General features: G+C 71.8%; 12 protein-coding genes. 9 read left to right on the forward strand and 3 right to left on the reverse strand.

Translation table 11 applies throughout. The features are described 5' to 3' along the window. Window positions 1–5 precede the first annotated feature (5 nt). Window positions 6–209 (reverse strand): cold-shock protein, encoded by a 204-nt coding sequence (locus OG505_RS02985; RefSeq protein WP_007072071.1) that lies wholly within the window; start codon window positions 207–209, stop codon window positions 6–8. Between the two features lie 195 nt (window positions 210–404). Here OG505_RS02985 and OG505_RS02990 point away from each other — a divergent pair, with 195 nt between their 5' ends. Further along, window positions 405–1,088, forward strand: a complete 684-nt coding sequence (locus OG505_RS02990; RefSeq protein ID WP_405430793.1) for a class I SAM-dependent methyltransferase — start codon at window positions 405–407, stop codon at window positions 1,086–1,088. Window positions 1,089–1,189: 101 nt separating this feature from the next. Then, window positions 1,190–1,798 carry a DedA family protein gene (locus tag OG505_RS02995; RefSeq protein WP_405430794.1) on the forward strand — a complete coding sequence of 203 codons (609 nt, stop codon included), beginning with the start codon at window positions 1,190–1,192 and terminating at the stop codon, window positions 1,796–1,798. A 251-nt stretch (window positions 1,799–2,049) separates the two neighbouring features. Here the strand turns inward: OG505_RS02995 and OG505_RS03000 are convergent, their stop codons facing one another. After that, the gene (locus OG505_RS03000; RefSeq protein ID WP_405430795.1) at window positions 2,050–2,703 is read right to left on the reverse strand and encodes an MBL fold metallo-hydrolase; all 654 of its coding nucleotides are present in this window, start codon (window positions 2,701–2,703) and stop codon (window positions 2,050–2,052) included. Window positions 2,704–3,137: 434 nt separating this feature from the next. On the opposite strand from OG505_RS03000, the gene rsgA reads away from it, so the two are divergent. The 5 genes from rsgA to OG505_RS03025 all read left to right on the forward strand — a co-directional run bounded on the left by rsgA (window position 3,138) and on the right by OG505_RS03025 (window position 11,518). After that, window positions 3,138–4,208 (forward strand): ribosome small subunit-dependent GTPase A, encoded by a 1,071-nt coding sequence (gene rsgA, locus OG505_RS03005; RefSeq protein WP_405434354.1) that lies wholly within the window; start codon window positions 3,138–3,140, stop codon window positions 4,206–4,208. A gap of 178 nt (window positions 4,209–4,386) precedes the next feature. Next, window positions 4,387–7,332 carry an excinuclease ABC subunit UvrA gene (uvrA, locus tag OG505_RS03010; protein WP_405430797.1) on the forward strand — a complete coding sequence of 982 codons (2,946 nt, stop codon included), beginning with the start codon at window positions 4,387–4,389 and terminating at the stop codon, window positions 7,330–7,332. Window positions 7,333–7,580: 248 nt separating this feature from the next. Beyond that, window positions 7,581–8,066 carry a Rieske (2Fe-2S) protein gene (locus OG505_RS03015; RefSeq protein WP_405430799.1) on the forward strand — a complete coding sequence of 162 codons (486 nt, stop codon included), beginning with the start codon at window positions 7,581–7,583 and terminating at the stop codon, window positions 8,064–8,066. 125 nt (window positions 8,067–8,191) lie between these two features. Beyond that, a complete protein-coding gene (gene uvrC, locus OG505_RS03020) occupies window positions 8,192–10,198 on the forward strand; it encodes an excinuclease ABC subunit UvrC (RefSeq protein ID WP_405430800.1) in 2,007 nt (668 codons plus the stop codon). Window positions 10,199–10,858: 660 nt separating this feature from the next. Then, window positions 10,859–11,518, forward strand: coding sequence for a C39 family peptidase (locus OG505_RS03025; protein ID WP_405430802.1), 660 nt, complete (start codon window positions 10,859–10,861; stop codon window positions 11,516–11,518). A 66-nt stretch (window positions 11,519–11,584) separates the two neighbouring features. Here OG505_RS03025 and recQ read toward each other — a convergent pair whose 3' ends face one another. Beyond that, a complete protein-coding gene (gene recQ, locus OG505_RS03030) occupies window positions 11,585–13,426 on the reverse strand; it encodes a DNA helicase RecQ (protein WP_405430803.1) in 1,842 nt (613 codons plus the stop codon). Window positions 13,427–13,786: 360 nt separating this feature from the next. On the opposite strand from recQ, the gene rapZ reads away from it, so the two are divergent. Both rapZ and OG505_RS03040 read left to right on the forward strand, forming a co-directional pair. Continuing rightward, a complete protein-coding gene (gene rapZ / locus OG505_RS03035; protein ID WP_405430805.1) occupies window positions 13,787–14,692 on the forward strand; it encodes an RNase adapter RapZ in 906 nt (301 codons plus the stop codon). Next, window positions 14,689–15,744, forward strand: coding sequence for a 2-phospho-L-lactate transferase CofD family protein (locus OG505_RS03040; protein WP_405430806.1), 1,056 nt, complete (start codon window positions 14,689–14,691; stop codon window positions 15,742–15,744). The genes rapZ and OG505_RS03040 overlap by 4 nt, the downstream gene beginning before the upstream one ends. Window positions 15,745–15,780: the final 36 nt, after the last annotated feature.

Raw genomic sequence — 15,780 nt, forward strand, 5'->3', positions numbered from 1 at the left:
CGGAGCTACATCGGGCGGACGTTGTCCGCCTGCGGGCCCTTCTGCCCCTGGGTCACCTCGAACTCGACCTTCTGGCCCTCGTTGAGCTCCCGGTAACCGCTCGTCGCGATGGCGGAGTAGTGGACGAACACGTCCGGCCCCCCACCATCCTGCTCGATGAAGCCGAAGCCCTTTTCCGAGTTGAACCACTTAACCGTGCCGGTTGCCATGCATCTCTCCCTGTTCAAAGCGGCGGACCACCGGCCCGTGGCCGATGGTCGCCCGTACCTGTTCGACAGTAACGGGCGAAACCCCGATCTGCCGGCCGAAGTGCCGTAGGTGTTTACTCGAACTCAGATGAACTCTGTGCGCGCCGGCACGCGAAAGCCGCCCCGACCACCCTCCGCTACGGCATGCTTGCGCCGATGAGGGGTGCCGCAGCCACTGCGCTGTCCGAGCTGGAGCGCGAGATCGACGCGCCCGGTTCCGGCCTGGACCGGCTCCACCTGGTGCCCACCCCGTTCGTTCCGGAGGTGCGGCTGCACCTCGCCGAGGACGCGATCGTCTGGTGGGCCCGGATGGAGGCGCTCGCCGGTCACGCACTGCCACCGCCGTACTGGGCCTCCGCCTGGGCCGGCGGCCAGGCCCTGGCCCGACACCTGCTGGACCACCCGGAGCTGGTCGCCGGACGCCGCGTCCTCGACCTCGCCGCCGGCTCGGGGCTGGTGGCCATCGCCGCCGCGCTGGCCGGCGCCGCCGACGTCGTCGCCAACGACATCGACCCGTACGCCGTGGCGGCCATCACCGTCAACGCGCGCGCCAACCGGGTCACCGTCGAGGCCAGCGGGGACGACCTCCTCGACAACGTCGGCGTCGACGCGGACCTGGTGGTCGCCGGGGACGTCTTCTACAGCCGCGCGATGGCCGAGAGGATGCTGCCGTTCCTGCAACGGGCCGCCGCCTCCGGTGCCGAGGTGCTGGTCGGGGACCCCGGCCGGGGGCACCTGCCCGAGGACGGGCTGCGGGTGCTGACCGACTACCCGGTGCCCACCACCGAACCGTCGGTGGACTCGTCGCTGCGCCGGGTGCAGGTGCTGCGACCCGCGTGACGCGCGGGCTCCCTCAGGGGCGACCCCGAGGCCGATACCAGGGGGCGCTGGGGGCTGCGACCTGATGTCCACGGTGGTGCGGCGGCCATAGCGTACGAGGCATGACGCAATGGCTGGCCCAGGTCGAAGAACTGCCCATCCTCGTGCTGATGGGCGCGCTCGGGCTGGTCATGCTCTTCGACGCCGTACCGTTGCTGGGTGTGCTGATCCCCGGCGACGTGGCGATCCTGGCCGCGGTCGGGGTGGGCCGCCCGTCCACCGGGCTGGCCACCTTCGCCGCGGTGCTGGCCGGCTGCCTGGCCGGCTGGTCGCTGAGTTTCCTGGTCGGTCGCCGCTACGCCGAACGCCTGCGCCACAGCCGGATCGGGGGCTGGATCGGTGAGTCGCGCTGGAGCGCGGCGGAGGGAATCCTCAACCACGGCGGTGGCCGGATGATGATGGTCGCGCCGTTCCTGCCGGTGTTCAACACGCTGCTGCCGCTGGCCGCCGGCGGGCTGCGGATGTCGTACCGCCGGTTCCTCGGCTGCGCGACCCTCGGCGCGGCCGCCTGGGCCGGTCTCTACCTGGCGCTGGGCACCGCGTCGCGGTCGCTGGCCGGGCTGCTGCCGCAGGCGCCGAGCCCGCTGCTGGTGACCACGGGGGTGGGGCTGGCGCTGGCGTTCGTCGTGTTGGTGGGGGCGCGGCGGCGGTTCTCTGCTCTTGCTGGTTGAGCTGGTGGGTGGGTCTGCCGTGGTTGCGGTGCGGGGGCGGGGGCCTGCCGTGCCCGGCTCCGGGCGGTCAGGCTTGATCCCTGCGCCGGGCACGGCAGGCCCCCGCCCCCGTCGTGGGGGCGGTTCGTCCGGTGGTGCCGCGATCCGCCGGTGGTTTGGATCTTCAGTGGTGTTCGGTCAGCGTTGGGTGACCCATCGCTCGGGGCTCGGCGTTCGGGCTCGGGCTCGGGCTTTTGGCTTGGGGCTGGGGGTTACCAGCCTCGGGCTCGCCACTGGGGGAGGGCTGGGCGTTCTGCTCCCAGGGTGCTGTCCTTACCGTGGCCGGGGTAGAACCAGGTGTCGTCCGGCAGCTGGTCGAACAGCTTGTGCTCGACGTCGTCGATCAGCGCGGCGAAGCGCTGCGGGTCCTGGTCCGTATTGCCGACGCCGCCGGGAAAGAGGCTGTCGCCGGTGAACAGGTGGCCGGTGCCGCCCGGGTCGCGGTAGAGCAGCGCGATCGAACCGGGCGTGTGGCCCTTGATGTGGATGACCTCCAGCGCGCAGTCACCGACCGCCACGGTGTCGCCATCGGCCAGCTGCTCCGCCTCGATCGGCAGCCCGGCCGCGTCGTCGGCGTGCACGAGCGCCCGCGCGCCGGTCTTGGCGACCACCTCCTCCAACGCCACCCAGTGGTCCATGTGCTGATGGGTGGTCACCACGGCGGCCAGACCACGGTCGCCGATCAACTCCAGCAGCCGGGGCGCCTCGTTGGCGGCGTCGATCAACACCTGGTCGCCGGTGCCGGTGCAGCGCAGCAGGTACGCGTTGTTGTCCATCGGGCCCACCGACAGCTTGCTGATGGTGAGCCCGTCCAACTCCCGTACCGCCGGCGGGCCGCCGTGGGTGACATCTCCGCTGTAGGTCATGACGTGTCCATATCCGTTCCGGTGAAGTAGGCAGGGGACCGTCGGGGTCGACGGCGAGCGTGGCCCACGCCTCGACCGGCAGGGCCGCGAGCGTCCCGGCGGACCGGTGTGCGGTGCGCCGCGGGTCGTCGAGGAGCGCGACGGGCGACCGGCCCGCGCCGGCGTCGGTGCCCGCCGCCCAGGCCGTCGCCGGCACGCGGCGGTCGGGTGGTGGTGTCGTCCACCGCGCCCTGCGGCGGCAGCGGATCCGTGGTCACGCGTCGACCCTAGCGGGCCCGCGCCGCGCCGTCGTCGCGGAAATCGCTTTCGGCGCGTCGTCCCGCGCCCTACCGTCGGCGTCACAAGCGGCACCGGGACGTCGGACGGAGGTGGTGTTCATGCCGGACGTGACACGCGTGTTCCGCCATCACCAGCTCGACACCGATGAGGATGCCATGACGATCGATCTGACCGCCCTCGGCTGGGACGCCGACCGGGCGACGTACGCCGCTCGACGCGGCGAGCACCACCCCGGCCGGGTGGCCCGGGTGGACCGGGGGGTCTGCACGGTGCTCACCGCCGACGGCCCGGTCCGGGCCAGCCTCGGCCCGTCCGTCCTGGCCGCCGCCGCCCAGGACCCCTCGGCACTGCCCTGCGCGGGGGACTGGGTGCTGCTCACGCACTGGCCGGACCGCCGGATCACCGTGGCGGCCGTGCTGCCCCGGCGGGCCGCGCTGATCCGCCGTACCGCCGGCAAGGACGCCAGCGGCCAGGTGCTGGCCGCCAACCTCGACGCCGCCGCCGTGGTGGAGCCGGTGCACCCGGAGCCGGACGTCGGCCGCATCGAGCGGCTGCTCTCCCTGGTCCACGAGTCCGGGGCCCGGCCGCTCGTGGTGCTGACGAAGGCCGACCTCGCCGCCGACCCGGACGCGTTGGCCCGCCAGCTCGCCGTGATCGCGCCCGGTGTGCCGGTGCTGCCGGTCAGCGCCGAGCGCGGCACCGGGCTGGACCCGCTGCGCGCCGAGGTCGCGCCGGGTCGCACGCTGGGGCTGCTCGGGCCGTCCGGCGCTGGCAAGTCGAGCCTGGTCAACGCGCTCGCCGGCGCGCTGATGATGCCGACACAGGCGATCCGTCGGGTCGACGGCAAGGGCCGGCACACCACCACCTGGCGGGCTCTGGTGCCGATTCCGGGTGGCGGCGCCGTGCTCGACACACCCGGTGTGCGCGCGGTCGGCCTGCTCGACGGCGTGGCCGGGCTGGACCGGGCGTTCGCCGACATCGCCGGGCTGGCCGAGGGCTGTCGGTACGCCGACTGTCGGCACGACGGCGAACCGGCCTGCGCGGTCCACGACGCGTTGCGGACCGGCGAGCTGTCCACCCGCCGGTGGGAGAGCTGGCGGCGTCTGCAGTCGGAGGTCACCCACGAGCGCCGGCGGCGCGAGGCACGGCTGGCCGCCGAGCGGCGCGGCGGGTGGCGTTCGGCACGGCGCAGGGCGGCCCGGCCTCCGTCGCCTGGAGGTTACTGACGGGCGGGCGCGTGGTGCGGCCGACCGGGTTGAGCTGGGGGAATGTGCGGGCGGGGGAAACTGTCACACCTCGGGGCTAGAGTTGCCGAGGCGTGATTTCCGCGCCCGCACGACCGCTCACATTCACCCAGAGCGGGACAGATCCTTCGCTTCGTCTTCTCCCGGGAGTACACGCACTGTGGCCGACCGACTGATCATCCGTGGCGCGCGCGAGCACAACCTGCGTGACGTCAGTCTCGACCTGCCCCGGGACGCTCTCATCGTGTTCACCGGGCTGTCCGGGTCGGGCAAGTCGAGCCTGGCCTTCGACACGATCTTCGCCGAGGGGCAGCGGCGCTACGTGGAGTCGCTCTCCTCGTACGCCCGGCAGTTCCTCGGCCAGATGGACAAGCCCGACGTCGACTTCATCGAGGGCCTGAGCCCGGCCGTCTCGATCGACCAGAAGTCCACCTCGCGTAACCCGCGCTCGACCGTCGGCACCATCACCGAGGTCTACGACTACCTGCGTCTGCTCTTCGCCCGCATCGGTGAGCCGCACTGCCCGGTCTGCGGCGAGCGGATCTCCCGGCAGAGCCCGCAGCAGATCGTCGACCGGGTCCTCGCCATGGCCGAGGGCATCAAGTTCATGGTGCTCGCGCCGGTGATCCGCGGTCGCAAGGGCGAGTACGTCGACCTCTTCGCCGAGCTGCAGGCCAAGGGCTACGCCCGCGCCCGCGTCGACGGCGTGGTGCACCCGCTGACCGAGCCGCCGAAGCTCAAGAAGCAGGAGAAGCACACCATCGAGGTGGTGATCGACCGGCTCACCGTCAAGCCCAGCGCCAAGCAGCGGCTGACCGACTCGGTCGAGGCCGCCCTGGGCCTGTCCAGCGGGCTGGTGCTGCTCGACTTCGTCGACCTGCCGGAGGACGACCCGGACCGGGAGCGCCGCTACTCCGAGCACCTGGCCTGCCCCAACGACCACCCGCTGGCCATCGAGGATCTCGAGCCCCGGGTCTTCTCCTTCAACGCGCCGTACGGCGCCTGCCGGGAGTGCACCGGCCTGGGCACCAAGAAGGAGGTCGACCCGGAGCTGCTGGTCCCCGACCCGGAGCGCAGCCTGCGCGAGGGCGCCATCCAACCCTGGTCCACCGGGCACAACCTGGAATACTTCCTGCGCCTGCTCGAGGCGCTCGGCGAGGCCCAGCACTTCGACGTCGACACCCCGTGGCGGGCGCTGCCGGCGCGGGCGCAGAAGACGATCCTGCACGGCTCCGACGACCAGGTGCACGTGCGCTACCGCAACAAGTACGGTCGCGAGCGCTCCTACTACACCGGGTTCGAGGGCGTGGTGCAGTGGATCGAGCGCCGGCACTCCGACACCGAGTCCGAGTGGTCCCGCGACAAGTACGAGGGCTACATGCGCGACGTGCCGTGCGCGGCGTGCGGCGGCGCCCGGCTCAAGCCCGAGGTGCTCGCGGTCACCCTCGCCGGCAAGAGCATCGCCGAGGTCTGCAACCTGTCGGTGGGGGAGTGCGCCGACCTGCTCGCCGGCATCGAGCTGACCGACCGGCAGAAGATGATCGCCGAGCGCGTCCTCAAGGAGATCAACGCCCGGCTGCGGTTCCTGCTCGACGTCGGCCTGGACTACCTCTCGCTGGACCGGCCGGCCGGCACGCTCTCCGGCGGCGAGGCGCAGCGCATCCGGCTGGCCACCCAGATCGGCTCCGGCCTGGTCGGCGTGCTCTACGTGCTCGACGAGCCGTCGATCGGTCTGCACCAGCGCGACAACCACCGGCTGATCGAGACCCTGATCCGGCTGCGCGGTCTGGGCAACACGCTGATCGTGGTGGAGCACGACGAGGACACCATCCGCGTCGCCGACTGGATCGTCGACATCGGGCCCGGCGCCGGCGAGCACGGCGGCAAGATCGTGCACAGCGGCTCGGTGCCGGCCCTGCTGAAGAACAAGGAGTCGATCACCGGGGCGTACCTGTCCGGTCGTCGGTCGATCCCGACGCCGACGGGCCGCCGCCCGCAGGATCCGGCCCGCGAGCTGGTGGTGCACGGCGCGCGCGAGCACAACCTGCGCAACCTGAGCGTCTCGTTCCCGCTGGGCCAGCTCATCGCGGTCACCGGGGTCAGCGGTTCGGGCAAGTCGACGCTGGTCAACGACATCCTGTACGCCGTGCTGGCCAACCAGATCAACGGCGCTCGGCTGGTGCCCGGCCGGCACACCCGGGTCTCCGGTCTGGAGCACGTGGACAAGGTCGTCGGGGTGGACCAGTCGCCGATCGGCCGTACCCCGCGCTCCAACCCGGCCACCTACACGGGGGTCTGGGACCACGTCCGCAAGCTCTTCGCCGAGACCACCGAGGCCAAGGTCCGGGGGTACGGGCCGGGCCGGTTCTCGTTCAACGTCAAGGGCGGTCGCTGTGAGGCGTGCTCCGGCGACGGCACTATCAAGATCGAGATGAACTTCCTGCCCGACGTGTACGTCCCCTGCGAGGTCTGCAAGGGCGCCCGGTACAACCGGGAGACCCTGGAGGTGCACTACAAGGGCAAGACCGTCTCGGACGTGCTGGAGATGCCGATCGAGGAGGCCGCCGAGTTCTTCTCGGCCATCCCGGCCATCCACCGGCACCTCAAGACGCTTGTCGACGTCGGCTTGGGCTACGTCCGCCTCGGGCAGCCCGCGCCGACCCTCTCCGGCGGCGAGGCGCAGCGGGTCAAGCTGGCCTCCGAGCTGCAGAAGCGCTCCACCGGGCGGACGGTCTACGTGCTCGACGAGCCGACCACCGGCCTGCACTTCGAGGACATCCGCAAGCTCCTGATGGTGCTGGAGGGCCTGGTCGACAAGGGCAACACGGTGATCACCATCGAGCACAACCTCGACGTCATCAAGACCGCCGACTGGCTCATCGACATGGGTCCGGAGGGCGGCCACCGGGGTGGCATGGTGCTCGCCACCGGCACCCCGGAGGAGGTCGCCGAGGTGCCCGAGAGCCACACCGGCCAGTTCCTGCGCCAGGTGCTCAAGCTCGACGGCGAGGCCACGGGCGCGGCGGCGGCCACCACCCGGGCCGCCAAGGCCAACGGCGCCACCAAGACGCGGGCCGCCCGCAAGGTGCCGGCCGGCGCGCGCTGACCTCAGCCGTCCACGGCGGCATCGGTCCACCCCTGCTCCGGCGGGGCCGGGGTGGACCGAGGGCGGCTTTGCGTTCGATGCGCCCACGGTCGTGCTCTCAGGGCCGGCGGGGTTTCGGCGCGGTCCTCGCCCCTCGTCCCATTTCCCGGGTCGGCGCTGTGCCGCCGTGAACCATCCGGCACAGTTGCCCGTGTGCACAAGTGCGGCCGGAAATTCGACCGGCGCAGCGGGCGAGCGAGAGGCGAGGCATGAGTGACGATCAGGCGCTGACCGGTCCGGGTACGCAGACCCGTCGTACCCTGCTCACCGGCGTCGGGGCGGTCGGCGCGGCCGTCGTCCTGGCGGCTTGCGGCAGTGACGACGGCGGCAGTGGCAGCGGTGCCCCCACCAGCGGTGGCCCCGCTGTGCCCAGCACCGGCGACGCCGGTGGCGGGGATCGGCAGAACGCCCAGTCGCTGGCCACCACCGCCGATATCCCGGTCGGCGGCGGCAAGGTCCTCGCCGCCGAGGGCGTGGTGATCACCCAGCCCGTGGCCGGTCAGTTCAAGGGCTTCAGCCCGATCTGTACGCACCAGAACTGCCCGGTGACGAACGTCGACGGCGGCACGATCAACTGCACCTGCCACAACAGCAAGTTCTCGATCGAGGACGGCTCGGTGAAGGCCGGTCCGGCCACCAAGCCGCTGCCGCCGAAGGACATCAAGGTGACCGGGGACCAGATCTCCCTCGCCTGACGCGCGGCTCGACGGCGTTTCAGGACGTCGGGGTGCCGGTAGGCACCGGACACCCCGACGTCCGGGAAACCGAGTGGATCAAGTGCTCGCGGTGGGTGTCGGGGGTGCGGACTACGCTTGTCGACGTGGCTGACCCCTCGACCTACCGTCCCGCACCCGGCACCATCCCGGAGTCACCGGGGGTCTACCGCTTCCGCGACGGCACCGGCCGGGTGATCTACGTCGGCAAGGCGAAAAACCTGCGCAGCCGGCTCAACTCCTACTTCGGCGACGTCTGGAACCTGCACGAGCGCACCCGCCAGATGGTCACCACCGCCGAGTCGGTGGACTGGATCACCGTCGGCACCGAGGTCGAGGCGCTCCAGCAGGAGTTCACCTGGATCAAGCAGTACGACCCCCGGTTCAACGTCCGCTACCGGGACGACAAGTCGTACCCGTACCTCGCCGTCACCCTCGACGAGGAGTACCCGCGCCTGCAGGTGATGCGCGGCGCGAAGCGCAAGGGTGTGCGCTACTTCGGCCCGTACTCGCACGCCTGGGCCATCCGGGAGACCCTCGACCTGCTGCTGCGGGTGTTCCCCGCGCGCACCTGCTCGGCCGGCGTGTTCAAGCGGGCCGGCCAGGTGGGTCGTCCCTGCCTGCTGGGCTACATCGGCAAGTGCTCGGCGCCGTGCGTCGGCACCGTCTCCGCCGACGAGCACCGTGCCATCGTCGACGGCTTCTGCGACTTCATGGCCGGGCGCACCGACACCATGGTCCGCAAGATCGAGCGCGAGATGACCGAGGCGAGCGAGCAGCTGGAGTTCGAGCGGGCCGCCCGGCTGCGCGACGACGTGGCCGCCCTACGCCGGGCCATGGAGAAGCAGACCGTGGTGCTCGGCGACGGCACCGACGCCGACGTGGTCGCGTTCGCCGACGACCCGCTCGAGGCGGCCGTGCAGGTCTTTCACGTCCGCGACGGCCGGGTCCGCGGCCAGCGCGGGTGGGTCGTGGAGAAGACCGAGGACCTGACCACCGGCGACCTCGTGCACCACTTCTGCACGCAGGTGTACGGCGGCGAGCACGGCGAAGCCGACGTGCCCCGCGAACTGCTGGTGCCCGAGTTGCCCGCCGACGCCGACGCGCTGGCCGAATGGCTCAGCAGCCACCGGGGCAGTCGGGTATCGCTGCGCGTGCCGCAGCGCGGCGACAAGCGCTCGCTCATGGAGACGGTGGAGCGCAACGCCAAGGACGCCCTCGCCAGACACAAGCTGAAGCGGTCCGGCGACCTGACCACCCGGGGCAAGGCGCTGGACGAGATCAGTGAGGCGCTGGGCATGCGCACCTCGCCGCTGCGCATCGAGTGCTTCGACATCTCCCAGATCCAGGGCACCGACGTGGTCGCCAGCATGGTGGTCTTCGAGGACGGGCTGCCCCGCAAAAGTGAGTACCGGCGGTTCATCGTGCGAGGCGCCACCGACGACCTGTCCGCCATGTCCGAGGTGCTGCGCCGCCGCTTCGCCCGCTACCTCGACGCGCGGGCCGAGACGGGCGAAGTCGGCGTGGAGTCGGCCGACGACCCGACCGCGCCCGGAGGCGCCACGGATCCGCAGGTCGGCATCCTGGTTGACCCGACCACCGGCCGGCCGCGGAAATTCGCGTACCCACCACAACTGGTGGTCGTCGACGGCGGCGCCCCGCAGGTCGTGGCGGCCGCCCAGGCCCTCGCCGACCTGGGCATCGACGATGTCGCGCTGTGCGGCCTCGCCAAGCGGCTGGAGGAGGTGTGGCTCCCCGACGACGAGTTCCCGGTCATCCTGCCGCGCACCTCGGAGGGTCTCTACCTGCTGCAACGGGTCCGCGACGAGGCGCACCGCTTCGCCATCACGTTCCACCGCCAGCGTCGCTCGAAGCGGATGACCGAGTCGGCGCTGGACAATGTCCCCGGCCTGGGCGAGGTCCGCCGCAAGGCGCTGCTCCGGCACTTCGGCTCGCTGAAGCGACTTTCCACGGCGACCGTCGAAGAGATCACCGAAGTGCCCGGGGTGGGGCGACGCACCGCCGAGGCGATCCTGGCCGCCCTCGACAAGGGCACAAAGGCCGACGACAGCGCCGACGCGACGCCCACGGCGGAGGCGACCCCCAGCGCGTAGGCGACCCCCAGCGCGTAGGCGACGCCCCGCGGGTAGCCACCCGCGACAATCCACGTGCCCCGCATGATCGTGCTCGATCCTGGATGTAGTGGCCTCGCCGGCAGGGTGTGGGCCCTGTTTCCTTGATCGAGCGCGATCATCCGATTGGGCGCAGGGCCGCGCGGGGATGATCCACTCGACTTCGGCGATGTCGGGGTGTCCCGGACGTGGGGATACCGCCACATCGGCGAAGTCGAGTCGATCAACCGCGAGTGGCGTCGGACGTCTGGTTCCGGTGGGCGATTTGTCCCGTTGTGACGCGGGTGTCCTGTGGTCGGTGGCACTCTGGTGGTGGAATCGGTGGCCTGGCGGGGTCGTTATGCCTGGCATGGCGCCGCGCCCCCGGCCTAGCGGCGCGCGGCAGCCGCCGGGAACACCCGCCCGGCCGGCACGGTTACACCCCCCGCACGGCCGAGCACCACCACCGGCCGTCTCCGGTCCGGGAGGAACGTCGGCGGAATGCCCCGCCACCCGGACCCGTTGCACCACCTCCCGGGGACACTCCCGTGCAGCCCCCTGTCGGGCCGCCGGGTCGGGTCCCTCGTGAACTTTCCCGCTCGGCACACCACCCCCCCGTTTGTGTGTCGTCGCGTTTTCCCCGAGGCAGAGGAGCACGCCATCATGCGTACCGATCTGATTCGTAAGACCGCCCTGACCGCCGCTGGTCTCGCGTTCACCGGCGGCGCCATCGCCGGCCCCGTGACCACCGCCTACGCCGCGTCCGAAGCCAAGCCCGCGACCACCACGCAGTCCGACCGCAAGCCTTCGGGTGAGCGTCAGCTCGGAGTGCGGTACGAGGCGCAGCCGAACTTCTACTACTGCGGTCCCGCCGCCGCCCGTAACGCCCTGTCCGTGCAGGGCAAGGACATCAGCGTGGACGCCATGGCCAAGGAGATGGGCACCACCGAGGCCGGCACCAACAGCATCAACGACATCACCCCGGTGTTGAACAAGGAGACCGGTAAGAACGACGCCTACCGCAGCGTCGAGATCAGCAAGCCCACCGCCGACGCCAAGCAGACCGACCAACTGCGCGCCGACATCGTCAAGACCGTCGACAACGGCCGCGCTGTGGTCGCCAACATCGCCGGCACCACCACCGACACCAACGGCGGTGTGCACTCCTTCGAAGGCGGGCACTACATCAGCGTCGTCGGCTACCGCGACAACGGCAACACCGTCACCATCGCCGACTCCGCCGACCCCAACACCGCCTCCTACCAGGTCACCGTCGAGCACCTCGCCGACTGGATCGCCACCCGCGGCTACGCCACCAGCTGACCCCACCCAACACACCACCGACAAGGGCCGGACCCCACCACGGGGCCCGGCCCTTGTCGCATGCCGTCAGTCGGTCGCGAGGACGGCCAGGATCTGCTCGCCGTACTTGGCGAGCTTGTTCTCGCCGACGCCGCTGACCCGCGACAGCTCGGCCAGCGAGGTGGGCGCGTCGCCCGCGATCTGCCGGAGGGTGGCGTCGTGGAAGATGACGTACGCCGGGACGCCCTGCTCCTTGGCGGTGGCCGCCCGCCAGGCGCGCAGCCGCTCGAAGACCGACGCGGCCGCCGGGGTGAGCTCGGCGACGACGGTGGCCGCGCCGCGCGGCTTCGACGACCGGCTCGACGCGGGCCGCTCCGGCTCGCGGCGCATCGTGACGGTGCGGCGGCGGCCCAGGACGTCGGCGCTGGCCTCGGTCAGCGCGAGGGTGCCGTAGTCGCCCTCCACGGCGAGCAGCCCCTCGGCGAGGAGTTGCCGGACGACGCCCCGCCACTCGGCCTCGCTCAACTCCGTGCCGATGCCGAAGACGGTCAGCGAGTCGTGACCGTACTGGCTGGTCTTGTCGGTCTGCTTGCCGAGCAGGATGTCGATGCAGTGCCCGGCGCCGAACCGCTGGTTGCGTTCGCGGTCGAGGCGGAAGACAGCGGAGAGCAGCTTCTGGGCGGCGACGGTGCCGTCCCACGACTCCGGTGGGTTGAGGCAGGTGTCGCAGTTGCCGCAGGCCGTCGGGGTCGTCTCACCGAAGTACTCGAGCAGCTGCACCCGTCGGCAGCGGACCGTCTCGCAGAGCGCGAGCATCGCGTCCAGGTGTGCGGCGAGGTTGCGCCGGTGCGCGAGGTCGCCGTCGGACGTCTCGATCATCTTGCGCTGCTGGACCACGTCCTGGAGGCCGTACGCCAGCCAGGCGGTGGACGGCAGCCCGTCGCGGCCGGCGCGGCCGGTCTCCTGGTAGTAGCCCTCGACGGACTTGGGTAGGTCGAGGTGGGCGACGAAGCGCACGTCCGGCTTGTCGATGCCCATCCCGAAGGCGATGGTGGCCACCATGACCAGGCCGTCCTCGCGCAGGAAGCGTTGCTGGTTGGCCGCGCGGGTGGCCGCGTCCAGACCCGCGTGGTACGGCAGGGCGGCGACCCCGTTGGCGACGAGGAACTCGGCGGTCTTGTCCACCGAGGCGCGGGACAGGCAGTAGACGATCCCGGCGTCGCCGGGGTGCTCGTCGCGCAGCAGGGCCAGCAGTTGCTTGCGGGGCTCCCGCTTGGGCACGATCCGGTACTGGATGTTGGGCCGGTCGAAGCTGGCCACGAAGTGCCGCGCGTCGTCGAGCTTGAGTCGGGTCGCGATCTCGCGGCGGGTGGCGCTCGTCGCGGTGGCGGTCAGCGCGATGCGGGGGACCTGCGGCCAGCGCTCGTGCAGCATCGACAGGGCCAGGTAGTCGGGCCGGAAGTCGTGCCCCCACTGGGACACGCAGTGCGCCTCGTCGATCGCGAACAGGGAGATGCGCCCCCGGTCGAGCAGGGCAAGGGTGGACCGGACGCCGAGCGCCTCCGGGGCCAGGTAGAGCAGGTCCAGCTCGCCGGCGACGAACGCGGCCTCCACCCGCCGCCGGGCGTCCAGGGTCTGGGTGGAGTTGAGGAAGCCGGCGCGGACACCGACCGCGGTGAGCGCGTCCACCTGGTCCTGCATGAGCGCGATCAGCGGGGAGATGACGACCGCGACGCCGTCGCGGACCAGGGCCGGGATCTGGTAGCACAGCGACTTGCCGCCTCCGGTGGGCATCAGCACCAGCGCGTCGCCACCGGCGACGACATGGTCGATGACCTGCTGCTGGAAGCCGCGGAAGGCGTCGTAGCCGAACACCCGGCGCAGCACCGGCAGCGCGTCCTCGGTACGCAGGTCGGTGGGGGAAGCCATTCGCGGAGTCTACGAGCCGACCCCGACACCGCTCGCCCGGCGCACCCGGGAACACCGGACGAGCGAGCGGGAAGCTGGACCGGTTGGCCAGGCCGCGCGGCGGCGCGAAGCGGCCCAGATCCCGGACGTGCTCGGCGGAGACCGCGCGGATGCCCCTCCCGGATGTCGGCCTTGACCTGCGGCGATCACGACGAGCGTATAGATGATTGCTGGTCGTCATCCGAGGTGACGGCTGTCGGGAGGGCGACCCGCGCTACCCGGGTGCGGACGCGCCCGACCCGACCCCGGTCGGCGGGATAGAGTCGCTGATTGACCAATCGCGGCCGATGGCGGCCGCGGCGCCACGGCTTGGGGGTACGGGTGAGCGAGGCGCACACAGCCGGTGACGGGCAGCCGGCGACCGAGTCGGAGACCACCCTGGTGGTGGTCACCGGGTTGTCCGGTGGCGGTCGCAGCACCGTCGCCCGGGCGTTGGAGAACGTCGGCTACTACGTCGTGGACAACCTGCCGCAGGCGCTCATGCTCGACATGGCCGAGCTGGCGTTCAAGGCCGGCGGCGCCGCCCGGCGTACCGCGATGGTCCTGGACGTGCGCTCGCGGGCCTTCTCCACCGACCTCGCCGGGGCGATCCGCGAGCTCAAGGAGCGGGGCTTCTCGCCCCGGGTGGTGTTCGTCGACGCCGACGACGAGGTGCTGATCCGGCGTTTCGAGAGCGTCCGACGTTCGCACCCGTTGCAGGGCGACGGGCGGCTGGCCGACGGCATCGCCGTGGAGCGCGGGCTGTTGGAGGAGGCCCGCGACCAGGCCGACGTGATCATCGACACCAGCCACCTGAACGTCAACCAGCTGCGCCGGCGCATCGAGGAGCTGTTCGGCGGCGAGGACGCCCGCCGGCTGCGGGTCACCGTGCTGTCGTTCGGCTTCAAGTACGGCCTGCCGCCGGACGCCGACTTCGTGCTGGACGCCCGGTTCCTGCCCAACCCGTACTGGGTGCCGGAGCTGCGCGAGCACACCGGGCGGGAGGAGGCGGTCAGCGCGTACGTGCTGGGTCAGGAGGGCGCGGACGCCTTCGTCGCCTCGTACGCCGACCTGGTCAACGCCACGACCACCGGGTTCGAGCGGGAGGGCAAGCGGTACCTGACGGTCGCCGTGGGCTGCACCGGCGGCAAACACCGCAGCGTGGCCATCGCCGAGGAGCTGGCCGGTCGGCTGCGTCAGTCGGGACTGGCCGCCAACGCGCAGCACCGCGACCTGGGGCGGGAATGACGGCGCGTCGGGTGGTCGCCTTCGGCGGAGGGCACGGGTTGTCCGCGTCGCTGCGTGCGCTGCGCCACTGCGCCCCCGAACTCGACCTGGACATCACCGCGGTGGTCACGGTCGGCGACGACGGCGGTTCCAGCGGCCGGCTGCGCGCCGAACGGGGCGGTCTGCCCCCCGGTGACCTGCGCCAGGCGCTGGTGGCGCTGGCCGGAGACCACCCGGCCACCCGACGCAGCGCCGGGCTGTTCCAGCACCGCTTCGCCGCCGTGCCGGCGCTCGGCGTACCCCCGAAAGGCGGGACCGACGCGGACCTGGCGGCGGCGGGCGGCCCGGAGCCGCGCGGCGCGGAACCGACGGCGGCGCGCGCCGACGGCCTGGCCGGGCACGCGGTGGGCAACCTGGTGCTCTGCGGCCTCATGGAGCTGCTCGGCGACCCGGTGGCCGCGCTGGAACACGCCGGGGCGATGCTCGGCACGGTCGGCCGGGTCCTGCCGATGTCGCGCCAGCCGGTCGGCATCGAGGCGCGGGTGCGCGGCGCCGGCCCGAGCGCCCCCGACGAGGTGCGCACAATACGCGGTCAGCACCAGGTGGCGGTCACCACCGGGCGGGTCGAGTCGCTGCGCCTCACCCCGGCCGCCCCGGCGGCCTGCGCGGAGGCCCTGGCGGCGATCGGCGTGGCGGACTGGCTGATCTTCGGGCCGGGGAGCTGGTACACGAGTGTGCTGCCGCACCTGCTGGTGCCGCAGCTGGCCGACGCGATCGTGTCCAGCGCGGCCCGGCGGCTGGTCACACTGAACCTGGCCGCGGAGAAGGAGACCCTCGGCCTCTCGGTCGCCGATCATCTGGCGGCGTTGCGCTGGTACCTGCCCGAACTCAAGGTCGATCTCGTGCTCGCGGACGCCAAGGCGGTGGGTGACCGTGAACCGGTCGAACGTGCGGCAGAATCGCTGGGTGCCCGCCTGGTCCTCGCCCCCGTCGCCGTCACCGACGGCACTCCCCGCCATGATCCGGCTGCCCTGGGCGCCGCGCTGGTGCCTGTCCTGGGCGCCGATCGTTAGACACGTACGTAATCTCCGGCGACACGCCGGAACAGG

The organism is Micromonospora sp. NBC_00617 (assembly GCF_045161355.1).
GTDB lineage: Bacteria > Actinomycetota > Actinomycetes > Mycobacteriales > Micromonosporaceae > Micromonospora.